This is a genomic window from Azospirillum halopraeferens DSM 3675 (assembly GCF_000429625.1).
GTDB lineage: Bacteria > Pseudomonadota > Alphaproteobacteria > Azospirillales > Azospirillaceae > Azospirillum > Azospirillum halopraeferens.
Window position 1 is genome coordinate 109,338 of record NZ_KE386928.1, and the last position, 25,489, is coordinate 134,826.

The following is a 25,489-nucleotide window of genomic DNA, read 5'->3' on the forward strand; positions in this document are numbered from 1 at the left end:
CCTACCGGGTCAGCGCCACCACCATCTGCATGACCGCGGCGATCTGGGCACCGGCCCGGGTGGCGTAGGCGGGCCCGGTGTAGCCCCACCAGTCCCAGCAGGCGTCCGGGTTGTAGGGGATGGCGGTCGCCTGGACCCGCGGGTACAGCACGACGATGCGGTTGGCATCCGCCCAGCGGTTGTAGCCCGCCGCCCGGTGCCAGGCGGCGGGATCGTCCGGTGCGGCGACCGGGCAGCCGTGGAAGGCGATGTGCAGCCGGCAGCCGGCGCGGATCGGGCAGTCGGCCGGGACGTACAGGTGCCCGGTGTCCGCCAGGCCGGTGAAGGCATCGGCGAAGGCGCGCTGGTCGAAGGCCAGCAGCCGCCCGGACAGCTCCGCCGACGGCGGCTTCAGCGGGCCGTGCAGCCGCTCCAGGATCGCCCCGGCCATGTCATAGGGCCGATCGCCGACCAGGCAGCGGTTGAGGTGCGGCGGCGCCGAGGCGGTGCAGGGCAGGGACGCGTCGGGGGTGAGGAAGCCATGGCCGGCGCGCAGGTCGCTCACGTACTCCAGGTTCGCTTCCGGAACCCGGGCGAGGCGGTAGAAGTCGCGCACGGCGTCCATCGCCGCCCGGGTGACCGTGTCGTCCACGGTGCCGCTGAACAGATAGACCCGCGTCCGGCGCAGGGTCTCCAGCGGATCGATCTCGCCCTCCGCCGCCAGCCCGCGCGCACTCCAGTAGAGATGGCGCGCGTTGGGCGGTGTCTCGGCCACGCCCCGGCAGACCGGCCGGTGGGCCGCCTCGCCGCCGGCACAGAAATAGGGCCCGCCCGCAACGATCCCCGCGCCGATGACGCTCTCGGAATGGGCGACGTGCATCTGCATGGCCATGAAGGCGCCCGCCGACAGGCCCGACACCGAGACCTGCGAGGGGTCCAGCCGCAGGGCCGGCACCGGCCCGGCCGCGGTGGCCGCGGCGGCGGGGAGCAGCAGGGCCAGGCTCAGGACGATCGCCAGGCGCAATAATCCCATGGTTCGCCGACCTGCCGCTTCGCTTCCGGGTGGATGGGGCGATCCTATGCAAAAGAATGGCCGGGAAATCCACCGGAATCCGCAGGCGGCGTCGCCGTCATGGGGCAGTATTCAGGGCCGCCCGGGCAGCAGCCCGTCGCCGACCGCGTCATGGAAGGCGCCTTCGACGATCATCGCCTTCGCCGCGGCGATGTCCGGCGCCATCCGGCGGTCCCGGTCGAAAGGCGGGACGCGGGCGCGCAGCCGCGCCATGGCGTCGGCCAGCGCCGGCGCGGTGGTCAGCGGCGCCCGGAGGTCGATGCCCTGGGCCGCCGCCAGCAGCTCCACCGCCACGATGCCGGCGAGGTTGTCGGCCATCTCCAGCAGGCGGCGCGCCGCGTGGGTGGCCATGGAGACGTGGTCCTCCTGGTTGGCGGAGGTGGGCAGGCTGTCGACGCAGGCGGGGTGGGCGAGCTGCTTGTTCTCGCTGGCCAGCGCCGCCGCGGTGACCTGGGCGATCATGAAGCCGCTGTTCAGCCCCGGCTCGCGGATCAGGAAGGCGGGCAGGCCGGACAGGGCGGGATCCATCAGCAGCGCGGTGCGCCGTTCCGACAGGGCGCCGGTCTCGGCGATGGCCAGGGCCAGAACGTCGGCGGCCATGGCCACGGGTTCGGCGTGGAAGTTGCCGCCCGACAGGATCTCCCCGTCGGCGGGAAAGACCAGAGGGTTGTCGGAGACCGCGTTGGCCTCGCGCTCCAGCACGCCGGCGGCGAAGCGCAGATGGTCCAGCACCGCCCCCATCACCTGGGGCTGGCAGCGCAGCGAATAGGGGTCCTGCACCGTGCCGTGGTCGCCGCGGTGGCTGTTGCGGATGCCGCTGCCGGCCAGCAGCCGGCGGTAGACCGCCGCCACGTCGGCCTGGCCGGGCTGGCCGCGCGCCGCATGGATGCGCGCATCGAACGGCCCGTCGCTGCCCAGGGCGGCGTCGACGCTGAGCGCCCCCGCCACCACGGCGGCCGCGAAGGCGTCCTCCAGGGCGAACAGGCCCAGCAGAGCCAGGGCCGTCGACACCTGCGTGCCGTTGAGGAGCGCCAGCCCCTCCTTGGCTTCCAGCTCCAGCGGCTCCAGCCCGGCGCGGGCCAGGGCGGCGGTGGCCGGCAGCCGCTCGCCGTCCACGTCGGCCTCGCCCACCCCGATCAGCACCCCCGACAGGTGGGCCAGCGGCGCCAGATCGCCGGAGGCGCCGACCGAGCCCTTGGCCGGCACCACCGGCAGCACGCCGCGGTCGTACAGCGCGATCAGCGCGTCGATGACAGCGCCGCGCACGCCGGAATGGCCGCGGGCCAGCGCGTTGACCTTCAGCGCCAGGATGAGCCGCACCGCCGCGCCCGGCAGGTCGGGACCGGTGCCGGCGCTGTGGGACAGCACCAGCCGGCGCTGCAACTCGCGCACCCGGTCGGGCGGGATGCGCCGGCGCGCCAGCAGCCCGAAGCCGGTGTTGACGCCGTACACCGCCCGTTCCCCCGCCGCCGCGGCGGCAACCGTGCGCGCCGCCGCGTCGATGCCGGCGCCCGCCGCGGGGTCGAGGCGCAGCGTTCCGCCGGGGCGGGCCAGGCGCCGCAGATCCGCCGGCGAGAGGGTGCCGGGGGTGAGAAGGAAGGGGTCGGTCATGGGCGCCTCTCGGGGTGGGGGCGTGCGGCCGGGCTCACGCCATCGACCTTGAACATGAGCATCCCCGGGCGGGGACGCAAATGGGCAAGTTTCGGTGGCAATGATGTGATGTTCGGCAATTTTAATATCTCATTTACCACGACGGCGCCCAATCGGGGTCCGCGCGTCCACCGGCCTGAGTGGCGACGCGGCGCACAGTGGAGGATACTTCATGCCATCCAAGACCCGGCCGTCGGCCACCCCCGGAGATGCCGCCCCCGCACCCGCCACCGCTTCCCCCGGTGAAGACGCGCGGTCGAGCTTCGGCAGCCGCTATTTCGTCCGGATCCTGGTCGCAACGTTCGTGTTCAGCGCGGCCATCAACATCCTGATGCTCGGCGTACCGCTCTATTCGCTGCAGGTCTTCACGCGGGCGATCCCGTCCGGCAACGTCGACACGCTGGTGATGCTGACCATCATCACCGTGATGATCCTGTGCATGATCGGCCTGCTGGAGGTCGTGCGGTCCCGGGTGCTGACGCGCACCGCCAACGCTCTGGAGGTGGCCTGGCGCCGCCGGCTGGGGGCGGAGGCGCTGGAATCCGCCGCCCGCGGCCGGCCGGATACGCAACCGCTGGGCGACCTGACCGAGGTGCGCGGCGCCCTGACGCGGCCGACCTTCGGTGCGGTGATGGACCTGCCGTGGACGCCGCTGTACGTGATCGGCATCTGGCTGATCCACCCGCTGCTGGGTGGTCTGATGCTGGGTGCCATGCTGATCCTGGTGGCGTTGGGCTGGATCGGCCATCTCGCCGGCAAGGAACCGGCCGAGGATGCCCGCCTGCCCGCCGCCCGCGCGCAGCGTCTGTTCGACGCTCTGCAGTCCCGCGCCGGCACCGCCCGCGCCATGCGCATGGCGCCGGCCGTGCTCGACGCGGTGAGCCGCGACAGCCTGACCACCGCGGCCCTGCACGGTCGTGCCGGTGAGCGCGCCGCCATCGTCCTGGCCGCCACCAAATGGGTGCGCTACCTCCTGCAGGTCGTCGTCACCGGCGTCGGCGCCTGGCTGGTGATCGACAACCATCTCAGCTTCGGCGGCATGATCGCCACCTCGATGCTGGTCGCCCGCGGCATGGCGGCGGTGGAGCAGGTGGCCGGGTCGTGGACGTCGATGGTGAAGTCGCTGGAATCCTGGAACCGCCTGGCGCCGGTGCTCAAGCGCCTGTCGCGGGAGCCGGAGCGCGTCGCCGTCAATGTCGGGCCGGAGCGCCTGACGGTGGAGAACGTGCTGTTCGTCTCGCCGCGCGACCAGAAGCCGATCCTGCGCGCCGTGTCCTTCGCGGTGGAGCCGGGCGAGACGGTGTGCATCGTCGGCGCCAACCGCTCCGGCAAGTCGGTGCTGGCGCGCCTGTTGGCCGGTGCGCAGGTGCCGTCCGCCGGCACGCTGCGCCTGGGCGGGCTGGCCGTGGCCTCCCTCAACCCCAAGGACCCGCGCACCGCGATCGGCTTCATGCCCCAGCAGGTGGACCTGCTGCCCGGCACCATTGCCGAGAACATCGCCCGCTTCCTGGAGGCCGAGCCCGAGGAGGTCGCCGAGGCGGCCCGGCGCGCCGGCATCCACGACTGGGTCGAAAGCCTGGCCCAGGGCTACGAGACCGAGGTCCACGACGTCCACTCGCCGCTCAGCGGGGCCGCCGTGCAGCTTCTCGGTCTGGCCCGCGCCGGCTTCGGCGATCCCGCCATGATCGTGCTGGACGAGCCGACGGCCGGCCTGGACGAAGAGGGCGTGGCGGCCGTCCGCCAATTCCTCGCCGATGCCCGCGAGCGCGGCATCACCACCATCGTGCTGAGCCACCAGCCGACCTTCTTCGAGCAGGCCGACAAGGTCTTCGTCCTGAAGAACGGCATGGCCATGGACGTGTCGCCGCGCCGGGCCGAGGCGGCGGGCAACCCGGCCGCCGTCGGGCACCTGCACCCCGTGGCGGGCCCCCGCCGCGCCGCGCCGGCCGCCGGCTGATCCCACGCGAACGAGGAGCATTCCCATGAGCACGCTGAGCAAGATGTGCGCCCTGATCCCCGAAACCGGCGTGCGCGGCCTGCTGCTGGGCGGCTGCGCGGTGCTGGCGATCGGCTTCGGCGGCATGACCGCCTGGGCGTCCCTGGCCCCGCTGCACAGCGCAGTGTCGGCCGCCGGGGCGCTGGCCCCCGAGACCGGCCGCAAGGTGGTCCGCCACCCCGACGGCGGGGAGATCGCCGAGGTCCTGGTGCGCGAGGGTGCCAGGGTCGAGGCCGGGGCCGTCCTGCTGCGCCTGGACAGCACCGAGGCGGCGACGCGGCTGGAGATGCTGACCGGCTCCTGGCTCGACGCCCTGGCGCTCAAGGCGCGCCTGACCGCGGAACTGCTGGACCACGACGCCATCGAGTGGCCGCCGGAGCTGCTGGAGCGGCGCGACCGCGACACGGCCGCCGCCAAGGTCATCGAGAACCAGCAGACCCTGTTCGAGGTACGCCGCACCCAGATGGAAACCGAGGAACGGCTGATCGAGGAGCGTGTCGCCACGCTGGACCGCGAAGCCGTCAGCCTGGGGGAACAGCGCGCCTTCCTGACCCGCGAGATCGAGCTGATCACCGACGATCTGCGCATCACCGCGGATCTGCTGAAGCGGGGCAACGCCACCCGCACCAAGCTGGTGGAGCAGCAGAAGGAGGAGGCGCGCCTGAGGGGCCGCGACCATGAACTGGAGGCGGACATCGCCCGCATCCGGCAGCAGTCGGTCGAGGCACGGGCCGACGTGGCCAAGCGCCGCAACGACTTCCGCGAGAAGGTGCTGGTGGAGCTGGAGAAGGCCCGCGCCGACGCGGCGCGCTTCGCCGAGCAGATCCGCGACGCCCGCAACCGCCTGGCCAACCGCGACATCAAGGCGCCCGACGCCGGCACCGTGGTGATGCACGCCAACCCCGTCGCGGGCGGCATGGTCGCGGCCAACGAGCCGATCCTCGACATCGTGCCCGACAGCCGTGACCTGCTGGCCGAAGTGCGGGTGCAGCCCCGCGACATCAAGTCGGTGTTCCCCGACATGCCCGTGGAGGTGACGCTGACCTCCTACGACAGCCGGGTCATCGGCTCGCTCGACGGGCGGGTGGAGTACGTGTCGGCCGACCGCATGACCGACGCGGCGTCGCGCCAGGACTATTACCTGGTGCGCATCCGCCTGGACGGCGCCGACCCCCATCAGGTGAAGAACCTCACCATCAAGCCCGGCATGCCCGTCGAGGCCCGCATCATCCTCTCCGCCCGCACACCGCTCGACTACCTGATCACGCCGCTGGCCAACTCCTACAACAAGGCGTTCATCCAGGAGTGATGGGGAGGTGGCCGGGGCCCGGAGCGGGAGGGCAAGGGCCGCGTCTCGCCACCGGCGCCGACGGCCGCCGCGCTCACGGCGCGAACGCGATCTCCGTCACCCGGCCGCGCCAGAACGGATAGAGCGTTCCTCCCGCCGCGCGGGCGATCATGAAGCCCATGGGGATCATCATCCCGTCCACGAGGCGGTAGTCGGTGCGCGTCACGTGCTCGCCGGAGCCGTGGTAGGGGGTGCCGAGGTCGCCGTCGGCCTCGGCATCGAAACGCTCCAGGCTGCCGTCGGGGCGGAAGGTGGCGATCAGGGACGCCTCCCGGCCGCCGGCGGACACGACGGCGCGGGCGCGGCGGTCGTCCACCGCTTCCCAGCGCACCGGACCGCCGGGCAGCAGGGCCGCGGGATAGAGCGGGCTTTCCAGCAGCCAGCGGCGCAGCGAGATGCGGTTCAGCTCGTTGTTGGCGCGCTCCTCCATCACCGTCACGGCGGAGAGGATCTTCGCCTTCATCTCCATGTCCCCGTCGGCGAAGACGTCGTAGGCGCGCGCCCACAGGCCGGGTCCCACCGGCGTCGTCGCCGCGAACAGCAGCGCCGGCGTGCCGACGGCGATGGTCTGCTCCGCCGTCGTCGGCGCGAAGCCCTCGGTGCGCGGCCGGCGGAACTCCCCCTCCATGGCCAGGGTGACCGTGCGCAAGGGGCGGGGTGGTTCCGGGAAGGCGAAGCGCAGGTAGGCCCGCACCGGGTCGGGCAGGGCGGCGATGGCCGCCGCGTCCGGCACGGGGGAGGGAGCGGGCATCGCCGCCGCGCGCACCGCGTCGGCGTGGGCGGTGATGGTGGCCTCCGTCCGCGCGGCGGCGATGCCGACCGCAGCGGCGGCGCCGGCGGCCAGGGCGGCCGGCAGGGCGAGGGCGAGAATCAGGGTGCGTCGGCGGGGCGGGCGCATGGGGACTCCTCGGTGCGGGTGGCGGCGATCAGGGTCATGATGGTGTCGACCGTCGCCGCCGCGAGGGCGGGGTGGTCGTGGCCGTCGGCCGGCGTGCGGCCGGTGAGCATCAGGGAGGCGGCGCCGTGGACCGCCGACCACAGGGTGAAGGCGACCAGCGCCGGGTCGCGGCCGGGCAGGTAGCCGGCCGCCTGGCAGGCGGCGACGGCACCGCGCAGCGCGTCCAGCGTCCGGCGCCCGGGGTCGCCGGCGAACGGGTTGTCCTCCAGCCCGGCGTCCGCCGGGGGATCGAACATCAGCCGGTACAGCGCCGGATTCTCCAGGGCGAAGCGCACATAGGCGATGCCGCCCTCGCGCAGGCGGGCGAACGCGTCGCCGTCGGTGCGCGCCGCCACCGCCAGCTTTTCGGCGTACAGCCGTTCGAACCCGGCGTCGTGCACGGCCCGCAGCAGGGCGTTCCGGTTGCGGAAATGGCCGTAGAGGGCGGGCGCACGGCAGCCCACGGCCGCCGCCACCTCGGCCAGCGTGATCTCCGCCACGCCGCGGCTTGCCAGCAGACGAACGGTTTCCTCCACCGCACGGCGGGGGATGTCGAGCGCCTGGTCCTTGCGCGGGCGGGCCATGATCTCTCTGCGGCAGAATAATTGAATGAGATTAATTTATTCGGATTCAGTTATCCGGTCAAGGGCAGCGAAGCCGGGCCGCGGCACTCCCGTTCGGCGATTCGCCCGTTGCGCGTTGCAGCGGAGGGGGGCATAAATCGCGGCGCATTCCTCCCCCGCGCACGGGGGGCTTCCGGAAACACCTGCACAAGAACGGCGGAAGGAAAAGCCCCATGGCTGAGAGCACTTACGACGTCGTCGTCATCGGCGGCGGTCCCGGCGGTTATGTGTGCGCGATCCGCGCCGCGCAGCTCGGGTTCAAGGTGGCGTGCGTGGAAAAGCGCAGCGCGCTGGGCGGCACCTGCCTGAACGTCGGCTGCATCCCGTCGAAGGCCCTGCTCTCGGCCTCGGAGAAGTTCGAGGAGGCCAGGCACGGCCTCGCCCGCTTCGGCGTCAAGGTGTCGGGGGTCGAACTCGACCTGCCCGGCATGATGAAGCACAAGGACGACGTCGTTAAGGCCAACACCGGCGGCATCGAGTTCCTGTTCAAGAAGCACAAGATCGCCTGGATCAAGGGCGCCGGCCGCATCACCGGGTCCAACACCGTGGCGGTGGACGGCGAGGCGCCGGCCACCCTGACGGCCTCCAAAGCCATCGTCATCGCCACCGGCTCCGAGGTCACGCCGCTGCCGGGCCTCACCATCGACGAGACCGCGATCGTCTCCTCCACCGGTGCGCTCGCCCTGCCGGAGGTTCCCAAGCGCCTGGTGGTCATCGGCGGCGGCGTCATCGGGCTGGAGCTGGGGTCGGTGTGGGCCCGCCTGGGCGCGCAGGTCACCGTGGTGGAGTTCCTCGACCGCATCCTGCCCACCATGGACGGCGAGGTGTCCAAGCAGACGCAGCGCATCCTGGCCAAGCAGGGCATGACCTTCAAGCTGGGCGCCAAGGTGACGGGCGCGGCCTCCGGCGAGTCGGGTGTCGCCCTGACGGTCGAGCCGGCGGCGGGCGGTGCGGCCGAGACCATCGAGGCCGACGTGGTGCTGGTGGCCATCGGCCGCCGTGCCTATACCGAGGGGCTGGGCCTGGCCGAGGCCGGGGTGGAGACCGACGAGCGCGGCCGCGTCCGCATCGACGACCACTTCCGCACCACGGTGCCGGGCATCTACGCCATCGGCGACGTGGTGGTCGGCCCGATGCTGGCCCACAAGGCCGAGGAGGAGGGCGTGGCCCTGGCGGAGATGCTGGCCGGCCAGCACGGCCACGTGAACTACGACGTCATCCCCGGCGTCGTCTACACCTGGCCCGAGGTCGCCGCGGTCGGCAAGTCCGAGGAGGAGCTGAAGGCCGCCGGCGTGGCGTACAAGGCCGGCAAGTTCCCCTTCACCGCCAACGGCCGCGCCCGCGCCATGAACGCCACCGACGGCTTCATCAAGATCCTGGCCGACGCCCGCACCGACAAGGTCCTGGGCGTCCACATGATCGGCCCGAACGTGTCGGAGATGGTGGCCGAACTGGCGCTGGCCATGGAGTTCGGGGCGTCCGCCGAGGACATCGCCCGCACCTGCCACGCCCACCCGACCCTCAGCGAGGCCACCAAGGAGGCGGCCCTGGCCGTCGACGGGCGCCCGCTGCACATGTGAACCGCACGGCCGGTCCCCGTCGGCGGCGGCGGGGACCGGCCATTCCATCGTTGTCCGGACGCCCTCCGGCGGGGCCCTCACGGTCCCGGTGCGGCGCTACTCCCGCCGCCGGGCGCGCGGGTGGGTGCCGGCGTAGACGGTGAAGAGCTGTTCGTTCTCCACGTCGGTGTAGCGCTGGGTGGTGGACAGCGACGCGTGGCCCAGCAGGTCCTGGATGGCGCGCAGGTCACCGCCGCCGGCCAGCAGGTGGGTGGCGAAGCTGTGGCGTAGCGCGTGCGGCGTCGCGGTGTCCGGCAGGCCGAGCAGCCGGCGCAGGTGCTGCATCCGGCGCTGGGCGATGGCGGGGTTGAGCGGGCCGCCGCGCACGCCCGTGAACAGCGGCCCGTCCGGTCCGTGGCGGTGCGGGCACAGGTCGAGATAGGCGCGTACGGCCTCGTTCACCGCCGGCAGCACCGGCACGATCCGCTCCTTGCGGCCCTTGCCCAGCACCCGCAGCGTGTCGCCCAGCGGCGCGTCGCGCCGGGTCAGCCCCAGCGCTTCGGCGATGCGCAGGCCGCAGCCGTACAGCACGGTGAACAGCGCCCGGTCGCGCGCGCCCACCCATGGCGCGTCCGCCTCCTCCCCCGCCGCGTCCAGCAGCGTGGCGGCGTCCGCCTCGCTGAGGGGACGCGGCATCGGGCGCTTGGCGCGCGGGGTGGCCAGGGAGGCGATGGCCGGGTTGTGCAGCCGGCCGGACCGGTCCAGCCAGCGGAACAGGTTGCGCACCGCCGCCAGGGCCCGCGCCCGGCTGGCGGCGCACAGGCCGTCGCCGGCCCGCCGGGCGAGCCAGGCCCGGAAATCCATGGCCCGGAGGTCGCCCAGGTCGTTCAGCGACGGCGGGGCACCGCGGTATTCGGTGAGGAAGGCCAGGAACACGGCGACGTCGCCGACGTAGGCGGCCAGAGTGTGGGGCGACACGCCCTTCTCGCTCTCCAGCCAGCGCCGCCAGTGCGCCAGCGCCTCCTGCACGTCGGGGCGCGCGGAGAATCCGAGGACGGGCGTGGCGTCCGAGGGGCTCACGCCGGCAGGTCGAGCCAGGAGCGGATCACCCGTTCCACCACCCGGGCGAGGAAGTTCACCAGCTCCGTCGCCTGGCCGTCGTGGAACATGGCGGGATCGCGTGAGCCGAAGGCGAGGATGCCGTCCGGCGTCTCGCTGGAGACCTTCAGGCGGATCAGCGCCTGGGAGCGCACCAGCCCGGCGCCGGGGCCGAAGATCTCCTCCGCCCCGCGGACGTCGGACAGCAGCACCACGTCCCGGGTTCCCAGCCATTGGTTGACCGCGCCCGGCTCCACCACCCGCACGCCGGAGCGGTGGACGTGGGGATGGTCGTGGCCGTTCGATTCGATGACCAGACCGGCCACGTCCAGGTCCAGCAGGATCGCCAGGTCGGTGGTGATGGTCTGGATCAGGTGTTCCAGGCTGCGGGCGTCCAGCAGGAACAGCACCGCCGCGTGGATGCGGTTCTGGCTGTTCAGGTTGGCGCGGGTGGTCACCACCAGCTCGCGCTGCTGGTCCTTCAGGTGGCGCACCTCGCCGCGCAGCCGTTCCACCATGAAGGCCTGCAGGTCCACCACCCCCCGCCCGCGGTCGGCCGACGGCGGGGTGAGGTGGTGCACCAGCTCGGCGTTCCGGACCAGGAAGTCCGGGTTCGCGCGCAGGTACGCGCAGACCGCCTCGGGGGTGAGGGTGTCCGGCGTCGTGCGGTTGGATCCGGGTTCCGGGGCCATGGTCGCGCGGGTCCTTCAGTGCGTCAGAGGATGGTCTGCCCGGTCTTCTTCCAGTCCTCGACGAACTGGGCGAGACCCTTCTCGGTCAGCGGGTGGTTGAAGAGCTGCTTCAGCACCGCCGGCGGCGCCGTCACCACATGGGCGCCCAGGCGCGCGGCCTTGACGATGTGCATGGGGTTGCGGATCGAGGCGACCAGCACCTCGGTGCGGAAATGGGAATAGTTGCGGTAGATCTCGCAGATGTCGGCGATGATGCCCATGCCGTCCTGGCCCACGTCGTCGAGCCGGCCGACGAAGGGCGACACGAAGGTGGCGCCGGCCTTGGCGGCCAGGATGGCCTGCGCCGGCGAGAAGCACAGGGTGACGTTGACCATGTGGCCTTCGCTCGACAGGATCTTGCACACCTTGAGGCCGGCCGGCGTCAGGGGCACCTTCACGGCGATGCGCTGGGAGATCTTCGAGATGTGGCGGCCTTCCGCCAGCATGGTCTCGAAATCGGTGGCGGCCACCTCGGCGCTCACCGGACCGTTGACGACCTCGCAGATCTCCGCCACGAGATCGAGGAACTTGCGGCCGCTCTTGGCCACCAGGGAGGGGTTGGTGGTAACACCGTCCAACAAGCCGGTGTCGGCGAGGTCGCGAATCTCCGCGATGTCGGCGGTGTCGACGAAGAACTTCATGATGGCGGGTCCAATTCCAAGCTGTGCGATGTGTCCCGGTCGGCCGTCCCCGCACCGTGGCGCAGGCGGCGCGGGGATCGTCGGCCGGGGGCAGTCTACCGTATGAACGCGCGCCTTGCCAGTTCCACCCCGGCGGAGCCCGCCGGCGCGGTGCGCCGGGTGTCCGTGCTGCTGCCCCTGCCGTTGCGCGAACCCTACGATTACCGCGTGCCGCCCGGCATGGACCCGGTGCCCGGCGACTATGTGGAGGTGCCGCTGGGGCCGCGGCGCATCATCGGCGTGGTGTGGGGGGACGGGACGGGGGCGGTGGATGCCGCCCGGCTGAAGCCGGTGGTCCGCCGCTTCGACCTGCCGCCCATGCCGGAGGTGGAGCGCCGCTTCGTGGAGTGGGTGGCCGCCTACACCATGACGCTGCCGGGCATGGTCCTGAAGATGGCCCTCAGCGTCCCGGCGGCGCTGGAGCCGCCGCGGCCGCTGCTGGTCTACCGGCGCGCCGCAGCCGAGCCGCCGGCCGACGTCAGGATGACGCCGGCGCGCCGGCGTATTCTCGACCTGCTGGCCGACGGCCCGCCGCGCACGGCGGGTGACCTGGCGCAGGAGGCGGCCTGCGGTGTTTCGGTGGTCCGCGGCCTGGCCGAGGCCGGGCTGCTGGAGCCGGAGTTGCAGACCCCCGCGCGTGCCCCGGCGCGGCCCGACTGCCACCGCCCCGGACCGGCCCTGTCGGCCGATCAGGGCGCTGCGGCCGACACCCTGCGCGCCGCGGTGGAGGCGCACCGCTACGCCGCCGTGCTGCTGGACGGGGTCACCGGGTCGGGCAAGACCGAGGTCTACTACGAGGGCATCGCCGCCTGCCTGAAGGCGGGGCGGCAGGTGCTGGTGCTGCTGCCGGAAATCGCGCTGTCGGCGCAGTGGCTGGACCGCTTCGCAAGGCGGTTCGGCGCGCCGCCCGCCGAATGGCACTCCGACCTCACCGGCACGGCACGGCGCGACACCTGGCGGGCAGTGGCGCTGGGCGAAGTGCCGGTGGTGGTCGGTGCCCGTTCCGCCCTGTTCCTGCCCTTCCGCGACCTGGGCCTGATCGTCGTCGACGAGGAGCACGACTCCGCCTACAAGCAGGAGGACGGCGCCATCTACCACGCCCGCGACATGGCGGTGGCGCGCGCCCACCTGGGCGGCGTGCCCGTCGTGCTGGCCTCCGCCACCCCGGCCCTGGAGACCAAGGTCAACGCCGACAGCGGGCGCTACGCGCGCATCGTCCTGCCGGCCCGCCACGGCGGGGCGGTGCTGCCGGACGTGAAGCTGATCGATCTGCGCGTCGACCGCCCGCCGCCGCGCCAGTGGCTGGCCCCCGAGCTGCGCCGGGCGTTGACCGACACCCTGGCGGAGGGGGAACAGGCGATGCTGTTCCTCAACCGACGCGGCTACGCCCCGCTGACCCTGTGCCGCACCTGCGGCCACCGGCTGCGCTGCCCCAACTGCACCGCCTGGCTGGTCGAGCACCGGCTGGCGCGCAAGCTGCAATGCCACCACTGCGGCCTGTCGCAGCCCTTGCCCGACACCTGCCCGGAGTGCGGCGACAGCGGTTCGCTGGCCGCCTGCGGCCCCGGCGTGGAGCGCATCGCCGAGGAGGTGGCCCACCTGTTCCCCGACGCGCGCGCCGCCATCATGGCCTCCGACACCCTGTTCGGTCCGCGCGCGGTGCAGGAGATGATCGGCAGGATCGCGGCGCACGAGCTGGACATCGTCATCGGCACGCAGGTCATGGCCAAGGGCCACCATTTCCCCATGCTGACGCTGGTCGGCGTGGTGGACGCCGACCTGGGTCTGGCCGGCGGCGATCTGCGGGCGGCGGAGCGAACCTACCAGCTCCTCCACCAGGTGGCCGGGCGGGCGGGACGGGGGGAGCGGCCGGGCATGGTCTACCTGCAAACCTACATGCCCGAACACCCGGTGATGCAGGCGCTGGCCGCCGGCGACCGCGACGGCTTCTACGCCCTGGAGGCGGAGATGCGGCTGGAGGCGGCGATGCCGCCCTTCGGCCGGCTGGCGGCGCTGATCGTGTCGGGAGAGGACGAGAGCCTGGTCGACCGCACCGCCATGGCGCTGGGCCGGGCGGCGCCGCGCAGCGACACGGTGGCGGTGCTGGGGCCGGCGCCGGCGCCGCTCGCCCTGCTGCGGGGGCGCCACCGTCGCCGCCTGCTGCTGAAGGCGCCGCGCGGCACCGCCGTGCAGCCCCTCATCGCCGGCTGGCTGGAGCGGGTGGAGATCCCCAACGCCGTGCGGGTGCAGGTGGACGTGGATCCTTATAGTTTCCTGTAAGGACTCGGGTGCCGGCGCGCCGACTCGGGAGCGCCGGCGGCGTCATACCGCCTGTGCGGTGCGCTGGCGCGCCCGGCGCGGGCGCCAGATGGACAGGCAGTCGACAGCGCTGGCACCGCTGCCGATCCCGTACCAGCCGGACCGGTCGTGGAAGTGCAGATGATAGGAGCCGGCCCGGTCCCGCTCGAAGCGGAACACCGGCCGGTCGACGCCGGGGAGCATCACCAGCAGCCGGTCGAAGTCGCGGCCGGATTCGCGCATCACGCCCGCCCAATGGCCCTGGCGCAGCTTGGGTCCGGCGACCTCGTCGAACGCGGCAAGGTCGGCGGGGGTGAAGCGCGCGGCGGAGAAGGCGACAACGGTCATGGGGTCTCTGCGGTTCAGGCGATCGGAAAACCGGACGGTGGTGCGCAGGCGGTTAACTGCCCGTTAAAAATGTACCCCGATCCCCGCGAGATCACAGGGCGCGGGACGCTTTGCCGCGCCTCCGCCGCCGGCAGGAACCGCTGCGATCCCGTTCCCGGTGAATCCGGCGAAGTCATTGGATCGATGCATGATTTCGCAACGGCGGCGCAAACGCCGCACGCCGGTTGTCCAGACTCGGTTGCGCCTCCGCTAATCCTGTGATATTGGACCGCTCGCTTTCGCGGCCGGGGTCGCCGCGGCCGGGGTAACCCGCTTCCTAAGGCCCTGAAAACTCACCGTCTACCGAACTCAATTCGAGGGATCAGGTGGCATCCGAAGGTACAGGCGTATCCGAACTCGCGACGCGCTACTCCACGGCGCTGTTCGAGCTTGCGGACGAAAGCAAGGCGTTGGATCAGGTTGCGAGCGATCTGACCAACCTGAAACAAATCCTGGCCGAGAGCGCCGACCTCCGCCGCCTCGTCCAAAGCCCCGTGATCAGCCGGGCCGACCAGGGCCGCGCCATGGCCGCGGTTCTGGATCGGGCCGGCGTGTCGGACCTCACGAAGCGCTTCGTCGGGCTGGTGGCCAAAAGCCGCCGGCTGTTCGCGCTGTCCGGGATGATCGACGGCTATCTGGCCGAGCTGGCCCGCCGCCGCGGTGAGACCACCGCGCAGGTGACCTCCGCGCGTCCGCTGTCGGATGCCCAGGTCCAGGCGGTGACCGACGCCCTGCGCAAGACGGCCGGTGCCAAGGTGGCGGTGAACGTGACCGTCGATCCGGCGCTGATCGGCGGCATGATCGTCCGGTTCGGCTCGCGCATGGTCGACACCTCGGTGCGCACGAAGCTCGACAAGTTGCAACTCGCCATGAAGGCCTCAGGGGGAACAGTCTGATGGATATCCGCGCCGCAGAAATCTCTGCGATCCTCAAGCAGCAGATCGCGAATTTCGGGACCGAGGCGGACGTCGCCGAGGTCGGCCAGGTTCTCTCGGTCGGCGACGGCGTGGCCCGCGTGCACGGCCTCGACAACGTGCGCGCCGGCGAGATGGTGGAGTTCCCCGGCGGCCTGAAGGGCATGGCGCTGAACCTCGAGACCGACAACGTCGGCGTCGTGATCTTCGGCGACGACCGCGGCATCAAGGAAGGCGACACCGTCAAGCGCACCGGCTCCATCGTCGACGTCCCCGTCGGCCGCGGCCTGCTGGGCCGAGTGGTGGACGGCCTGGGCAACCCGATCGACGGCAAGGGCCCGCTGGTCGACGTGGAGCGCAAGCGCGTCGAGGTGAAGGCCCCCGGCATCATCCCGCGCAAGTCGGTGCACGAGCCGATGCAGACCGGCCTGAAGGCCATCGACAGCCTGGTGCCGGTCGGCCGCGGCCAGCGCGAGCTGATCATCGGTGACCGCCAGACCGGCAAGACCGCGGTGGTGCTCGACACCTTCATCAACCAGAAGCCGATCAACCAGGGCGACGACGAGTCCAAGAAGCTCTACTGCATCTACGTCGCCGTGGGTCAGAAGCGCTCCACCGTCGCGCAGATCGTCAAGGCGCTGGAGGATGCCGGCGCGATGGAATACTCCATCGTCGTCGCCGCCACCGCGTCCGAGCCGGCGCCTCTGCAGTTCCTGGCGCCCTACACCGGCTGCACGATGGGCGAGTACTTCCGCGACAACGGCATGCACGCCCTGATCGTCTATGACGATCTGTCGAAGCAGGCCGTCGCCTACCGCCAGATGTCCCTGCTGCTGCGCCGCCCGCCGGGCCGCGAAGCCTACCCCGGCGACGTGTTCTATCTGCACTCGCGCCTGCTGGAGCGCGCGGCGAAGATGAACGACGCCAACGGCGCCGGTTCGCTCACCGCTCTGCCGGTCATCGAGACGCAGGCCGGCGACGTGTCCGCGTACATTCCGACCAACGTGATCTCGATCACCGACGGCCAGATCTTCCTCGAGACGGCGCTGTTCTATAAGGGCATCCGCCCCGCCATCAACGTCGGCCTCTCGGTCAGCCGCGTCGGCTCCGCCGCCCAGATCAAGGCGATGAAGCAGGTCGCCGGCTCGATCAAGCTGGAGCTGGCCCAGTACCGCGAGATGGCTGCCTTCGCCCAGTTCGCCTCGGACCTCGACGCCGCCACCCAGCGCCTGCTGGCCCGCGGCGCGCGCCTGACCGAGCTGCTGAAGCAGGGCCAGTACCAGCCCCTGCCGGTCGAGGAGCAGGTCGTCTCCATCTTCGCGGGCGTGAAGGGCTATCTCGACAAGGTTCGCGTCGAGGACGTCACCCGGTTCGAGAAGAAGCTCCTGGACGAGGTCCGCGCGAAGGGGGCCGACATCCTGGCCACCATCCGCAACGAGAAGCAGATCACCCCGGCGACCGAGGAGCGCCTGAAGGCCTTCCTCGACACCTTCGCCAAGGTGTTCGTCTGACCGACGCCGTCGCGCCCGGAGCCGTGAGGCCCCGGGCGCCGGTTTGCAGAACTCTTGCGGGATAAAGGGCCGGCATGCCTAGCCTCAAGGACCTCAAAAACCGGATCGCCAGCGTCAAGTCGACGCAGAAGATCACGTCGGCCATGAAGATGGTCGCCGCCTCCAAGTTGCGCCGCGCGCAGGAGCAGGCCGAGGCGGCGCGTCCCTACGCCGAGCGCATGGGCCGCATGCTGGCCTCGCTGGCCGGCAACGTGCAAGCCAACGGGACCGGCCCGAAGATGATGACGGGCACCGGTTCCGACCAGGTGCAGCTCCTGCTGGTCATCACCTCCGACCGCGGCCTGTGCGGCGCCTTCAACGGCTCCATCGTCCGCGAAGCGCGGCGCACCATCCAGCGCCTGCTGGCCGAGGGCAAGACGGTCAAGGTCATGACCGTCGGCCGCAAGGGGCGCGACCAGATCCGCCGCGACTATGCGTCGCTGATCGTCGAGACGTACGAGGAGATCGGCCGCCGCAAGCTGTCGTTCGCCGACGCCGACGGCATCGCGCGCCGTATCAACGAGATGTACGAGGCCGGCGAGTTCGACGTCTGCACCGTCATCTACAACAAGTTCAAGTCGGCGATCTCGCAGGTCGTGACGCTGCAGCAGATCGTGCCCTTCGCCGTCGAGGCGGGTGCTGCCACCGAGGCGGCGTCGGCCGAGCCGGCGGCGGTCTACGAGTTCGAGCCTGAGGAGGAGCAGATCCTCGCCGAGCTGCTGCCGCGCAACCTGTCCATCCAGATCTACCGCGCGCTGCTGGAGAGCGCCGCCTCCGAGCAGGGCGCGCGGATGACCGCGATGGACAACGCCACCCGCAACGCCGGCGACATGATCAACCGCCTGACGCTGACCTACAACCGGACGCGCCAGGCGTACATCACCAAGGAGCTGATCGAGATCATCTCCGGCGCCGAGGCGATCTGACGTACGGCCGATCGAACGGTTTGTTTGACATTTTCGAGTTCCGAGGGAGCTTTACCCCATGGCTAAGAAGACCGAGGCCCCGGCTTCGACCAACGCCGTCGGCCGCATCACGCAGGTGCTGGGCGCCGTAGTCGACGTGCAGTTCGAAGGCGATCTGCCGGCGATCCTGAACGCGCTCCACACCCAGAACGAGGGCAAGACCCTGGTGCTCGAAGTCGCCCAGCACCTGGGCGAGAACACCGTGCGCACCATCGCCATGGACTCCACCGACGGCCTCGTCCGCGGTCAGGAGGTGGTGGACACCGGCGCCCCGATCTCTATCCCGGTGGGCCCCGAGACGCTGGGCCGCATCATCAACGTGATCGGCGAGCCCATCGACGAGCGCGGCCCCATCGGCAACAAGAGCACCGCCCCGATCCACAAGGCGGCGCCGGAGTTCGTCGACCAGTCGACGGAAGCCGAGGTGCTGGTCACCGGCATCAAGGTGGTGGACCTGCTGGCCCCCTACGCCAAGGGCGGTAAGATCGGCCTGTTCGGCGGCGCCGGCGTCGGCAAGACCGTGCTGATCATGGAGCTGATCAACAACGTCGCCAAGGCGCACGGCGGCTACTCCGTGTTCGCCGGCGTCGGCGAGCGCACCCGTGAGGGCAACGACCTCTACCACGAGATGATCGAATCGGGCGTCATCAAGCTCGACGGTCCGGGCTCGAAGGTGGCGCTGGTGTACGGCCAGATGAACGAGCCGCCGGGTGCCCGCGCCCGCGTCGCCCTGACCGGTCTGTCGGTTGCGGAGTACTTCCGCGACGAGGAAGGCCAGGACGTGCTGTTCTTCGTGGACAACATCTTCCGCTTCACACAGGCGGGCTCCGAGGTGTCGGCGCTGCTCGGCCGCATCCCCTCGGCGGTGGGCTACCAGCCGACGCTGGCCACCGACATGGGCGCCCTGCAGGAGCGCATCACCACCACCAAGAAGGGCTCGATCACCTCGGTGCAGGCCATCTACGTGCCCGCCGACGACCTGACCGACCCGGCCCCGGCCACTTCCTTCGCCCACCTGGACGCCACGACGGTGCTGTCGCGCCAGATCGCCGAGCTGGGCATCTACCCGGCCGTGGACCCGCTCGACTCCACCTCGCGCATCCTCGACCCGCGCGTCGTCGGTGAGGAGCACTACCAGGTGGCCCGCGACGTGCAGCGTGTCCTGCAGACCTACAAGTCGCTCCAGGACATCATCGCGATCCTGGGCATGGACGAGCTGTCGGAAGACGACAAGCTGGTCGTCGCCCGTGCCCGCAAGATCCAGCGCTTCCTGTCGCAGCCGTTCCACGTCGCCGAGGTGTTCACCGGCACGCCGGGCGTGCTGGTGTCTCTGGAGGAGACGATCCGCGGCTTCAAGGGCATCGTGAACGGCGACTACGACCATCTGCCGGAGGCCGCCTTCTACATGGTCGGCACCATCGACGAGGCCGTTGCCAAGGCTAAGAAGATGGCGAACGAGGCTGCCTGATCGGACGGGGCGGCCGGACTCCCTCGGGCCGCCCGCGTCTCAAGGCACCACAGCGCACACGCCGCCCCCCGCCCGGTGACGGGCGGGGGATCGGTTGAAGGGGCAGGACACCGATGGCCGATAAAGTCGAATTCGAACTGGTTTCCCCGGAGAAGCTGCTGAACGCGCAGCCGGTGGACATGGTGGTGGTTCCCGGCAGCGAAGGCGACTTCGGTGTGCTGGCCGGCCACGCGCCCATGATCTCCATGGTGCGGCCGGGCGTCATCGACATCTACGAGGGCGACCGGGTGGTCGACCGGGTGTTCGTCGCCGGCGGCTTCGCCGAGGTGACCGGAACCCGCTGCACGGTGCTGGCCGAGCAGGCCCAGCCCGTGGCCCAGATCGACCGTGCCGGGACCGAGCAGGAAATCGCCAACCTCTCCGAGGACCTGGCCGACGCCAAGAGCGACGGCGAGCGCGCCGAGGTGGAGGCGAAGCTGGCCGTGGCCCGCGCCCGGCTGGATGCCGTCGCGGCGGGAGCCCCGGCCCACTGACGTCCTGCGTTTTCCGCATTGCATAGCTGACGGTTGGGCGTTGCCGTTGCATTGCGGGAAGCCGGGCATACATAGTTGCCGGAATTGCGCGCCTCCTTCGTGGGGCGCGCCGTCGTTTCGGGACGGGAGTGCTGGACGGACATGGCGCAACTGCATTGGAACTACGAGGACCTCCCGTGGGACCGCATCGATCACGGCAAGGTCGATCATGACCTCCTGCCGCTGATCAAGGCCGCCGCCCTGGTCGAGTTCAACGCGGACGACTACACCGCGTACCTCTGCAACGTGTTCCACGACGACCCGGAGTTTCAGGAGGTCGCCCGCGAGTGGGCCGTGGAAGAGGTGCAGCACGGCCGGGCTCTGGGCAAGTGGGCGTCACTGGTGGATCCGGAGTTCGATTTCGACCGCGCCGTCGCCCGCTTCCGCGCCGGCTACCGCGTACCGATCGACCTGAACGCTTCCGTGCGCGGCTCGCGCAGCGGCGAACTGATCGCCCGCTGCATGGTGGAGACGGGCACCAGCTCCTATTACGCCGCCATCGGCGATTCCACCGACGAGCCGGTGCTGAAGGAGATCTGCCGCCAGATCGCCGCCGACGAGTTGCGCCACTACAAGATCTTCTACATCCACGCCAAGCGCTATCTGGATAAGGAGCGCCTGTCCAAGGCGCGGCGGGTCTGGGTGGCGCTGTCGCGCATCGGCGAGACCGAGGACGACGAACTGGCCTACGCCTACTACGCCGCCAACGCGCCGGAGGATGCGCCCTACGAGCGCAAGGCCTACAGCGCCGCCTACATGCGGCGCGCCTATGGCTGCTACCGGCCCAAGCACCTGGACCGCGGCATCGCCATGATCTTCAAGGCCTGCGGCCTGAAACCCCACACCGTCACCTTCAATCTGGCGACCCGGGCGGCGTGGTGGTACCTGGAGAACCGCTCCCGGCGGCTGGCGCGCGCCGGGGCATGATGTGACCGTATGAGGCTGCCGGCCCGCCCGCGGGGCGGACAGCAGCCTCAGTCGACCCGGGACTCCTCCAGCACCGGTGCGAACTCCTTCAGCACCGCTTCGTAAACGTCCCGCTTGAAGGGCACGATCAGGCGGACCAGGGCATCGGCATCGACCCATTGCCAGGCGTCGAACTCCGGATGCTCGGTCGCCAGATCGATGTCGGCGTCGGTGCCTGTGAAGCGGGCGGCCACCCACACCTGTTCCTGGCCCCGCCAGCGGCCCTTCCACACCTTGCCCAGCAGATGGTCGGGCAGGTCGTAGCGCAGGGTTTGCCGCGTCTGCGCGACGATCTCGGCGCGGTCGGTGCCGATCTCCTCCTTCAGCTCGCGCAGGGCGGCCTGATGCACCGTTTCGCCCTCGTCGATGCCGCCCTGGGGCATCTGCCAGGCATCGCGGGTGTCGATGCGGCGGGCGACGAACACCTGCCCGCGCGGGTTCAACAGCATCACCCCGACGCAGGGCCGGTAGGGCAGGGCCTCCCGGTTGATCGTCGCCGGTGCGTCCTTGCGTTTCTTCTTGTTGCCGCCGCTCATCCGCCAGGGCCTCTCTGCATGTTGACCACCGCCGAGACGGGGGCCAGCACGATGCCGCGGTCGGCCAGACCGGTCGCCCACAGGGCGACCCGTTCGATCGTGCTGGGGTAGGGGAGGCCGATGCCGATGGCCGCTCCCCTGGCGGTGGCGATCCGTTCCAGTTCCTTCAGTTGATCATCGATGGCGCCGCGCGACAGGTCGCGGTCGATGAACCGGTCGACGCGCCCGTGGGGCACGTCGGCCTCCGCCGCCAGAGCCGGCCCCTGGCTGCGCTGCGCCGTGCCGGGGTCAATGTAGAGCAGACCGCGCGCCCGCAGCGTGTCGATCACCGGCTTCATGGCGCCGGCGTTGGCGGTGAACTTGCCGCCGCTGCTGCTGGTGATCCCCACGTAGCCCACCGCTCGCGACAGGGACCACAGCAGCCGTTCCGTGTTGCGCTCGGCCGTCAGACCGCCGAGCAGGGCGTTGGGGCCGGGGTCGTTGCGCGGGAATCCCTCGGGCTCCATGGGCAGCGACAGCAGGATCTCGTGGCCGGCGGCGCGGGCGTTCTCGATCCAGGTGTCCAACCGCTCCCCATAGGGGACGAAGGCCAGGCTCACGGCGCCCGGCAGCCGTTGCAGGGCGTTGCCCGTGGTCACCCCGGACACGCCCATGTCCGCCAGGATCAGCGCGATGCGCGGCCGTTTGTCGCCGACCGGGAAGGGGCGGGCGTACGCCTGCCACGGTTTGACCCCGTTGTCGCCGATGCGCGGCAGCGGCCCGTTGCGCGTGTCCTCGACGAGGCCGGGGAAGGGGGCGGGGGCGAGCGCAAGGCGCGCGTCCGGAGCCGCCGGGACCGGCGCCGCGGCCGGCGGCGGCGCCGGGACCGGGGCTGCGGTCGGAACGGGCGGTGCCGCGGGCGATACCGGGGCCGGTGCAGGGGCGGTAGCGGCCGGCGGCTCCGCCGGCGCGGCTGCCGCCACCGGTGGTGGCGGTGCGGGGGCGGATTCCGCCGGCGGTGCGCCGCCGATCACCGCCACCGTGCTGTGGGGGATGGCGCCGGCGCGGGTGCCGGTGGTGTGGTCGGCGTTGGCCATCAGCCAGCCCCCCACACCCGCGACGCCCAGCCCCAGCAGGCTCCAGGCGACCGCCAGGGCACCGGGCCGCCGCCGGCCGGTGCCGGCCGACGGCGATCCCGTCCGGCGCCGGGGCCACGGCAGGCGTGGCAATCCCTTCGCCTTCAGGCGGCCCAGTATGGCGGTGGCGTTCACGTGCGGTGTCCGGTTGCCGGGCTGGCGCCGTCCTCAGTTGGTGGCGGCGCGCGCCTGAAACAGCGCCACCCCGCGCAGCAGGTCCAGAGCGCGCGCGAGCTGGTAGTCGAACGGCGGCTCGGCGTTGTCGTTGGCCGCGTCCTCACCGTTGGCCGGCGCACCGTTCGCCGGCGGCGCGCCGTTGGCGGGCGGCGCCATGGTGCCGGGGCCGGTGGCGCCGGGCGCGGCCGGGGCGCCGGGGGCCGGCCGCGGAGCCGTGGCGGGTCGGCCGTTGTCGTTGGTCAGGGAATGGCGCAGATCCGACTCGCGGCGGCGGGCGGCCTCGGCGATCTCCTCCACGCGGGCCGGATGCACCTCGATGTCGGGGGCGACGCCGAGCTGCTGGATGGAGCGGCCCGACGGCGTGTAGTAGCGCGCCGTGGTCAGCCGCATGGCGCCGTGCCCGGGCAGCGGGATGATGGTCTGGACCGAGCCCTTGCCGAAGGTCTGGGTGCCCAGAACGATGGCGCGGCGATGGTCCTGCAGGGCGCCGGCCACGATCTCCGACGCCGAGGCGGAGCCGCCGTTGACCAGCACCACCATGGGCAGGCCCTTGGCCATGTCGCCGGGCTTGGCGTTGTAGCGGGTGCCGTCCTCGGACTTGCGGCCGCGGGTGGAGACGATCTCCCCCTTCTCCAGGAAGGTGTCGGACACCGACACCGCCTGATCCAGCAGACCGCCGGGGTTGTTGCGCAGGTCCAGCACCAGGCCCTTCATGCGGTCGCCCAGTTCCTGCTGAAGGGCGCCGATGGCGCGCTCCAGGCCGGCCTGGGTCTGCTCGTTGAACGAGGTGATGCGGACGTAGCCGAACTCCCCCTCGGCGCGGTGGCGCACCGACTGCACCTTGATGACGGCGCGGGTCAGGGTCACCTCGAACGGCTCGCCGGTCTCGCCGCGGCGCACGGTGACCTTGATGTCGGTGCCCACCGGGCCGCGCATCTTGTCCACCGCCTCGTTCAGGGACAGGCCGACGATGGCCTCGCCGTCCAGGTGGGTCAGCAGGTCGCCGGGCTGCAGTCCGGCGCGGAAGGCCGGGGTGTCGTCGATGGGCGACACGACCTTGATCAGGCCGTTCTCCATGGTCACCTCGATGCCCAGCCCGCCGAACTCGCCGCGGGTCTGCACCTGCATGTCCTGGAAACTCTTGCGGTTCAGGTAGCTGGAATGGGGGTCCAGGGCGGTCAGCATGCCGTTGATGGCGGCCTCGACGAGCTGTTCGTCGGTGACCTGCTCCACATATTCGGCCCGCACGCGTTCGAACACGTCGCCGAACAGGTTAAGCTGCCGGTAGGTTTCCGACGTGTTCGTCTCGGCCGTGACCGTGGCGATGCCCGCTCCCAGGAACACCAGCGCCGCAGCGGCGGCCGCACGCTTCATCATGCTCATCTACCCTTGTCCTTTCCCCTCCGGAGCGCCGAAGCCGCGCTGCGGATTGATGGGCTGGCCGTGTCTTCGCAGCTCGTAATACAATTCCGGGGCGTCATCGCCGGCCCCCGGCACCAGACCAATCGGTTCCCCGGCCGCCACTTTGTTCCCGACGGCGGTGTCGATCCGGCCAAGTCCGGCAATCAGACTATGATATCCATTGCCGTGTTCGACGATCAAGATTTGCCCGTAGTTGCGGAACGGACCCGCGAACATCACCACACCGGCCGACGGGGCGACCACCGCGGACCCGGCACGGGCGCGGATGGTCAGACCGCGGCTGGGCGATCCGTAGCGGTCGGCCTCGCCGTAGCGGGTGACCACCGGCCCGCCCACCGGCTGGCGCAGGCCCCCCGCCGACAGGGTCGCGGGCGGTAGATCGGGTGCGGCGGGCGCGGTTGCAACCGCCGCGCGGGATTCGGCAGCTCTGAGGTCCGCGGCTGCCGTCTCGGCAGCCCTGCGTTCGACCGCCGCCGCTTCGGCGGCTCTGCGTTCGACCGCCGCCGCTTCGGCGGCTTTGGCGTCCGCCTCGCGCCGGCGCTTGTCCTCGGCCGCTTCGGCGAGGCGGCGGGCCGCGGCGGCCCGTTCCGCCGCTTCGGCGGCGCGGCGCTCGGCGGTCAGCCGTTCGGCCTCGCGGCGGGCGGCGGCCTCCATGGCGGCGCGCCGCTCCGCCTCCACCCGGTCCATGAGCTGGCGCAGGTCGCCGGCCTGGACGCTCAGGCGCTCCATGCGCCGGGCGACCTCCCGGCGCTCCTCCTCGGTGCGGCGCGACAACTCCTCGCGGCGGGACACCAGGCGGGCGATCTCGGCGCGCCGTCCGGCCAGCGCATCGCGGGCGGCGCGGGCGTGGGTCCGCTGTTCCTCCAGCCGCTCGCGCACGTCGGCAAGCCGGCGCAGCGCACCGGCCAGGGCATCGGCGCGGGCGCGCAGCACCGGCACCGCATCGCGCAGCATGAGGGCGGAGCGCAGGGTGTCCACCGGCCCGTCGGGCCGGGCGATGGCGACCTCCGGCGGAATCCGGGACAGCCGTTGCAGGGCGGCCAGCAGACGGGCGATCTGCTGGCGCTCCATGTCCAGCCGGTCGGCGCGGTCGCGCTCCTCGTCCTCCAGGGCCTGCAGCGACTCTTCCAGCTCCGACAGTTCACCCTCGCGGGTGCGGGCCTCGTCGGCCAGCGCCACGAGGGTGCGCCGCAACTCCTCCAACTCGGCCTCGATCGCCTCGGACTGGCGGTCGAGGAAGCGCCGGCGCGCCGCGTCCGCCTCGATCTCCTGCTCCACCCGCATCAGCGCCCGGTCGGGGGCGTCCTCCGGGGCCGCGCCGGCCGGGGCGGCGGCCAGAACCGCCAGCACCGGCAGGGTGGCCAGCACCGACGGGACGGGCAGCAGGGGCCACGCCGCCCGGTGGCGGGCACGCCCGTGAGGGTCGCCGCGGCCCGCCTGTGCCAT

Annotated in this window: 22 protein-coding genes; 10 read left to right on the top strand and 12 right to left on the bottom strand. The window is 71.6% G+C overall.

Translation table 11 applies throughout. The annotated features are described in order from the left end of the window. Nucleotide 1 precedes the first annotated feature (1 nt). Together G472_RS0127965 and hutH are read right to left on the bottom strand one after the other, a co-directional pair. On the bottom strand, nucleotides 2-1,012 hold the full coding sequence (locus G472_RS0127965; protein ID WP_035694000.1) for an extracellular catalytic domain type 2 short-chain-length polyhydroxyalkanoate depolymerase: 1,011 nt from the start codon (nucleotides 1,010-1,012) through the stop codon (nucleotides 2-4). Nucleotides 1,013-1,123: 111 nt separating this feature from the next. Further along, the gene (gene hutH, locus G472_RS0127970; RefSeq protein WP_029011032.1) at nucleotides 1,124-2,662 is read right to left on the bottom strand and encodes a histidine ammonia-lyase; all 1,539 of its coding nucleotides are present in this window, start codon (nucleotides 2,660-2,662) and stop codon (nucleotides 1,124-1,126) included. Nucleotides 2,663-2,873: 211 nt separating this feature from the next. On the opposite strand from hutH, the gene G472_RS36115 reads away from it, so the two are divergent. Then, nucleotides 2,874-4,658, top strand: a complete 1,785-nt coding sequence (locus G472_RS36115) for a type I secretion system permease/ATPase (RefSeq protein ID WP_245593611.1) — start codon at nucleotides 2,874-2,876, stop codon at nucleotides 4,656-4,658. 25 nt (nucleotides 4,659-4,683) lie between these two features. After that, complete coding sequence (locus G472_RS0127980) at nucleotides 4,684-6,006, top strand: HlyD family type I secretion periplasmic adaptor subunit (RefSeq protein ID WP_051341466.1); 1,323 nt, start codon at nucleotides 4,684-4,686, stop codon at nucleotides 6,004-6,006. Between the two features lie 73 nt (nucleotides 6,007-6,079). On the opposite strand, the gene G472_RS0127985 is transcribed toward G472_RS0127980, so the two are convergent. Then, on the bottom strand, nucleotides 6,080-6,943 hold the full coding sequence (locus tag G472_RS0127985; protein WP_051341469.1) for a DUF6920 family protein: 864 nt from the start codon (nucleotides 6,941-6,943) through the stop codon (nucleotides 6,080-6,082). Beyond that, complete coding sequence (locus G472_RS36120) at nucleotides 6,916-7,566, bottom strand: WHG domain-containing protein (protein WP_035694002.1); 651 nt, start codon at nucleotides 7,564-7,566, stop codon at nucleotides 6,916-6,918. The genes G472_RS0127985 and G472_RS36120 overlap by 28 nt, the downstream gene beginning before the upstream one ends. Nucleotides 7,567-7,778: 212 nt before the next feature. Between G472_RS36120 and lpdA the strand changes: the two genes are divergently transcribed. Next, a complete protein-coding gene (gene lpdA / locus G472_RS0127995) occupies nucleotides 7,779-9,185 on the top strand; it encodes a dihydrolipoyl dehydrogenase (RefSeq protein WP_029011035.1) in 1,407 nt (468 codons plus the stop codon). Between the two features lie 96 nt (nucleotides 9,186-9,281). Here lpdA and G472_RS0128000 read toward each other — a convergent pair whose 3' ends face one another. Genes G472_RS0128000 through fsa form a run of 3 tightly spaced genes read right to left on the bottom strand, consistent with a single transcriptional unit; the run spans nucleotide 9,282 to nucleotide 11,634 of the window. Then, nucleotides 9,282-10,244 carry a tyrosine recombinase XerC gene (locus G472_RS0128000; RefSeq protein WP_029011036.1) on the bottom strand — a complete coding sequence of 321 codons (963 nt, stop codon included), beginning with the start codon at nucleotides 10,242-10,244 and terminating at the stop codon, nucleotides 9,282-9,284. Beyond that, entirely contained in the window at nucleotides 10,241-10,954 is a 714-nt protein-coding gene (locus G472_RS39215; RefSeq protein ID WP_029011037.1) for a DUF484 family protein, read from the bottom strand. Before G472_RS39215 ends, G472_RS0128000 begins: the two co-directional genes overlap by 4 nt. A 23-nt stretch (nucleotides 10,955-10,977) precedes the next feature. Beyond that, nucleotides 10,978-11,634, bottom strand: coding sequence for a fructose-6-phosphate aldolase (gene fsa / locus G472_RS0128010; RefSeq protein ID WP_029011038.1), 657 nt, complete (start codon nucleotides 11,632-11,634; stop codon nucleotides 10,978-10,980). A gap of 102 nt (nucleotides 11,635-11,736) precedes the next feature. Here fsa and G472_RS0128015 point away from each other — a divergent pair, with 102 nt between their 5' ends. Next, a complete protein-coding gene (locus tag G472_RS0128015) occupies nucleotides 11,737-13,953 on the top strand; it encodes a primosomal protein N' (RefSeq protein ID WP_029011039.1) in 2,217 nt (738 codons plus the stop codon). Nucleotides 13,954-13,995: 42 nt separating this feature from the next. Here G472_RS0128015 and G472_RS36125 read toward each other — a convergent pair whose 3' ends face one another. Then, on the bottom strand, nucleotides 13,996-14,319 hold the full coding sequence (locus G472_RS36125; protein ID WP_035694004.1) for a hypothetical protein: 324 nt from the start codon (nucleotides 14,317-14,319) through the stop codon (nucleotides 13,996-13,998). Between the two features lie 365 nt (nucleotides 14,320-14,684). Between G472_RS36125 and G472_RS0128025 the strand changes: the two genes are divergently transcribed. From G472_RS0128025 to G472_RS0128050, 6 genes are all read left to right on the top strand, one after another. Next, on the top strand, nucleotides 14,685-15,254 hold the full coding sequence (locus G472_RS0128025; RefSeq protein WP_029011040.1) for a F0F1 ATP synthase subunit delta: 570 nt from the start codon (nucleotides 14,685-14,687) through the stop codon (nucleotides 15,252-15,254). After that, entirely contained in the window at nucleotides 15,254-16,783 is a 1,530-nt protein-coding gene (atpA, locus tag G472_RS0128030) for a F0F1 ATP synthase subunit alpha (RefSeq protein ID WP_029011041.1), read from the top strand. Before G472_RS0128025 ends, atpA begins: the two co-directional genes overlap by 1 nt. A gap of 74 nt (nucleotides 16,784-16,857) precedes the next feature. Beyond that, nucleotides 16,858-17,748: a F0F1 ATP synthase subunit gamma gene (locus G472_RS0128035; protein ID WP_029011042.1), complete on the top strand. Its 891-nt coding sequence runs from the start codon at nucleotides 16,858-16,860 to the stop codon at nucleotides 17,746-17,748. 58 nt (nucleotides 17,749-17,806) lie between these two features. Next, complete coding sequence (gene atpD / locus G472_RS0128040; protein ID WP_029011043.1) at nucleotides 17,807-19,255, top strand: F0F1 ATP synthase subunit beta; 1,449 nt, start codon at nucleotides 17,807-17,809, stop codon at nucleotides 19,253-19,255. 113 nt (nucleotides 19,256-19,368) lie between these two features. Continuing rightward, nucleotides 19,369-19,788 carry a F0F1 ATP synthase subunit epsilon gene (locus G472_RS0128045; protein WP_029011044.1) on the top strand — a complete coding sequence of 140 codons (420 nt, stop codon included), beginning with the start codon at nucleotides 19,369-19,371 and terminating at the stop codon, nucleotides 19,786-19,788. A 141-nt stretch (nucleotides 19,789-19,929) separates the two neighbouring features. Further along, nucleotides 19,930-20,754 (top strand): ferritin-like domain-containing protein, encoded by an 825-nt coding sequence (locus tag G472_RS0128050; protein ID WP_029011045.1) that lies wholly within the window; start codon nucleotides 19,930-19,932, stop codon nucleotides 20,752-20,754. 47 nt (nucleotides 20,755-20,801) lie between these two features. On the opposite strand, the gene G472_RS0128055 is transcribed toward G472_RS0128050, so the two are convergent. Genes G472_RS0128055 through G472_RS0128070 form a run of 4 tightly spaced genes read right to left on the bottom strand, consistent with a single transcriptional unit; the run spans nucleotide 20,802 to nucleotide 25,489 of the window. Beyond that, nucleotides 20,802-21,329: an RNA pyrophosphohydrolase gene (locus G472_RS0128055; protein ID WP_051341471.1), complete on the bottom strand. Its 528-nt coding sequence runs from the start codon at nucleotides 21,327-21,329 to the stop codon at nucleotides 20,802-20,804. Further along, on the bottom strand, nucleotides 21,326-22,579 hold the full coding sequence (locus G472_RS36130; RefSeq protein ID WP_035694005.1) for a divergent polysaccharide deacetylase family protein: 1,254 nt from the start codon (nucleotides 22,577-22,579) through the stop codon (nucleotides 21,326-21,328). The genes G472_RS0128055 and G472_RS36130 overlap by 4 nt, the downstream gene beginning before the upstream one ends. A 33-nt stretch (nucleotides 22,580-22,612) precedes the next feature. Beyond that, complete coding sequence (locus G472_RS0128065; RefSeq protein ID WP_029011047.1) at nucleotides 22,613-24,004, bottom strand: S41 family peptidase; 1,392 nt, start codon at nucleotides 24,002-24,004, stop codon at nucleotides 22,613-22,615. Further along, nucleotides 24,005-25,489, bottom strand: a complete 1,485-nt coding sequence (locus G472_RS0128070) for a murein hydrolase activator EnvC family protein (RefSeq protein WP_156927285.1) — start codon at nucleotides 25,487-25,489, stop codon at nucleotides 24,005-24,007.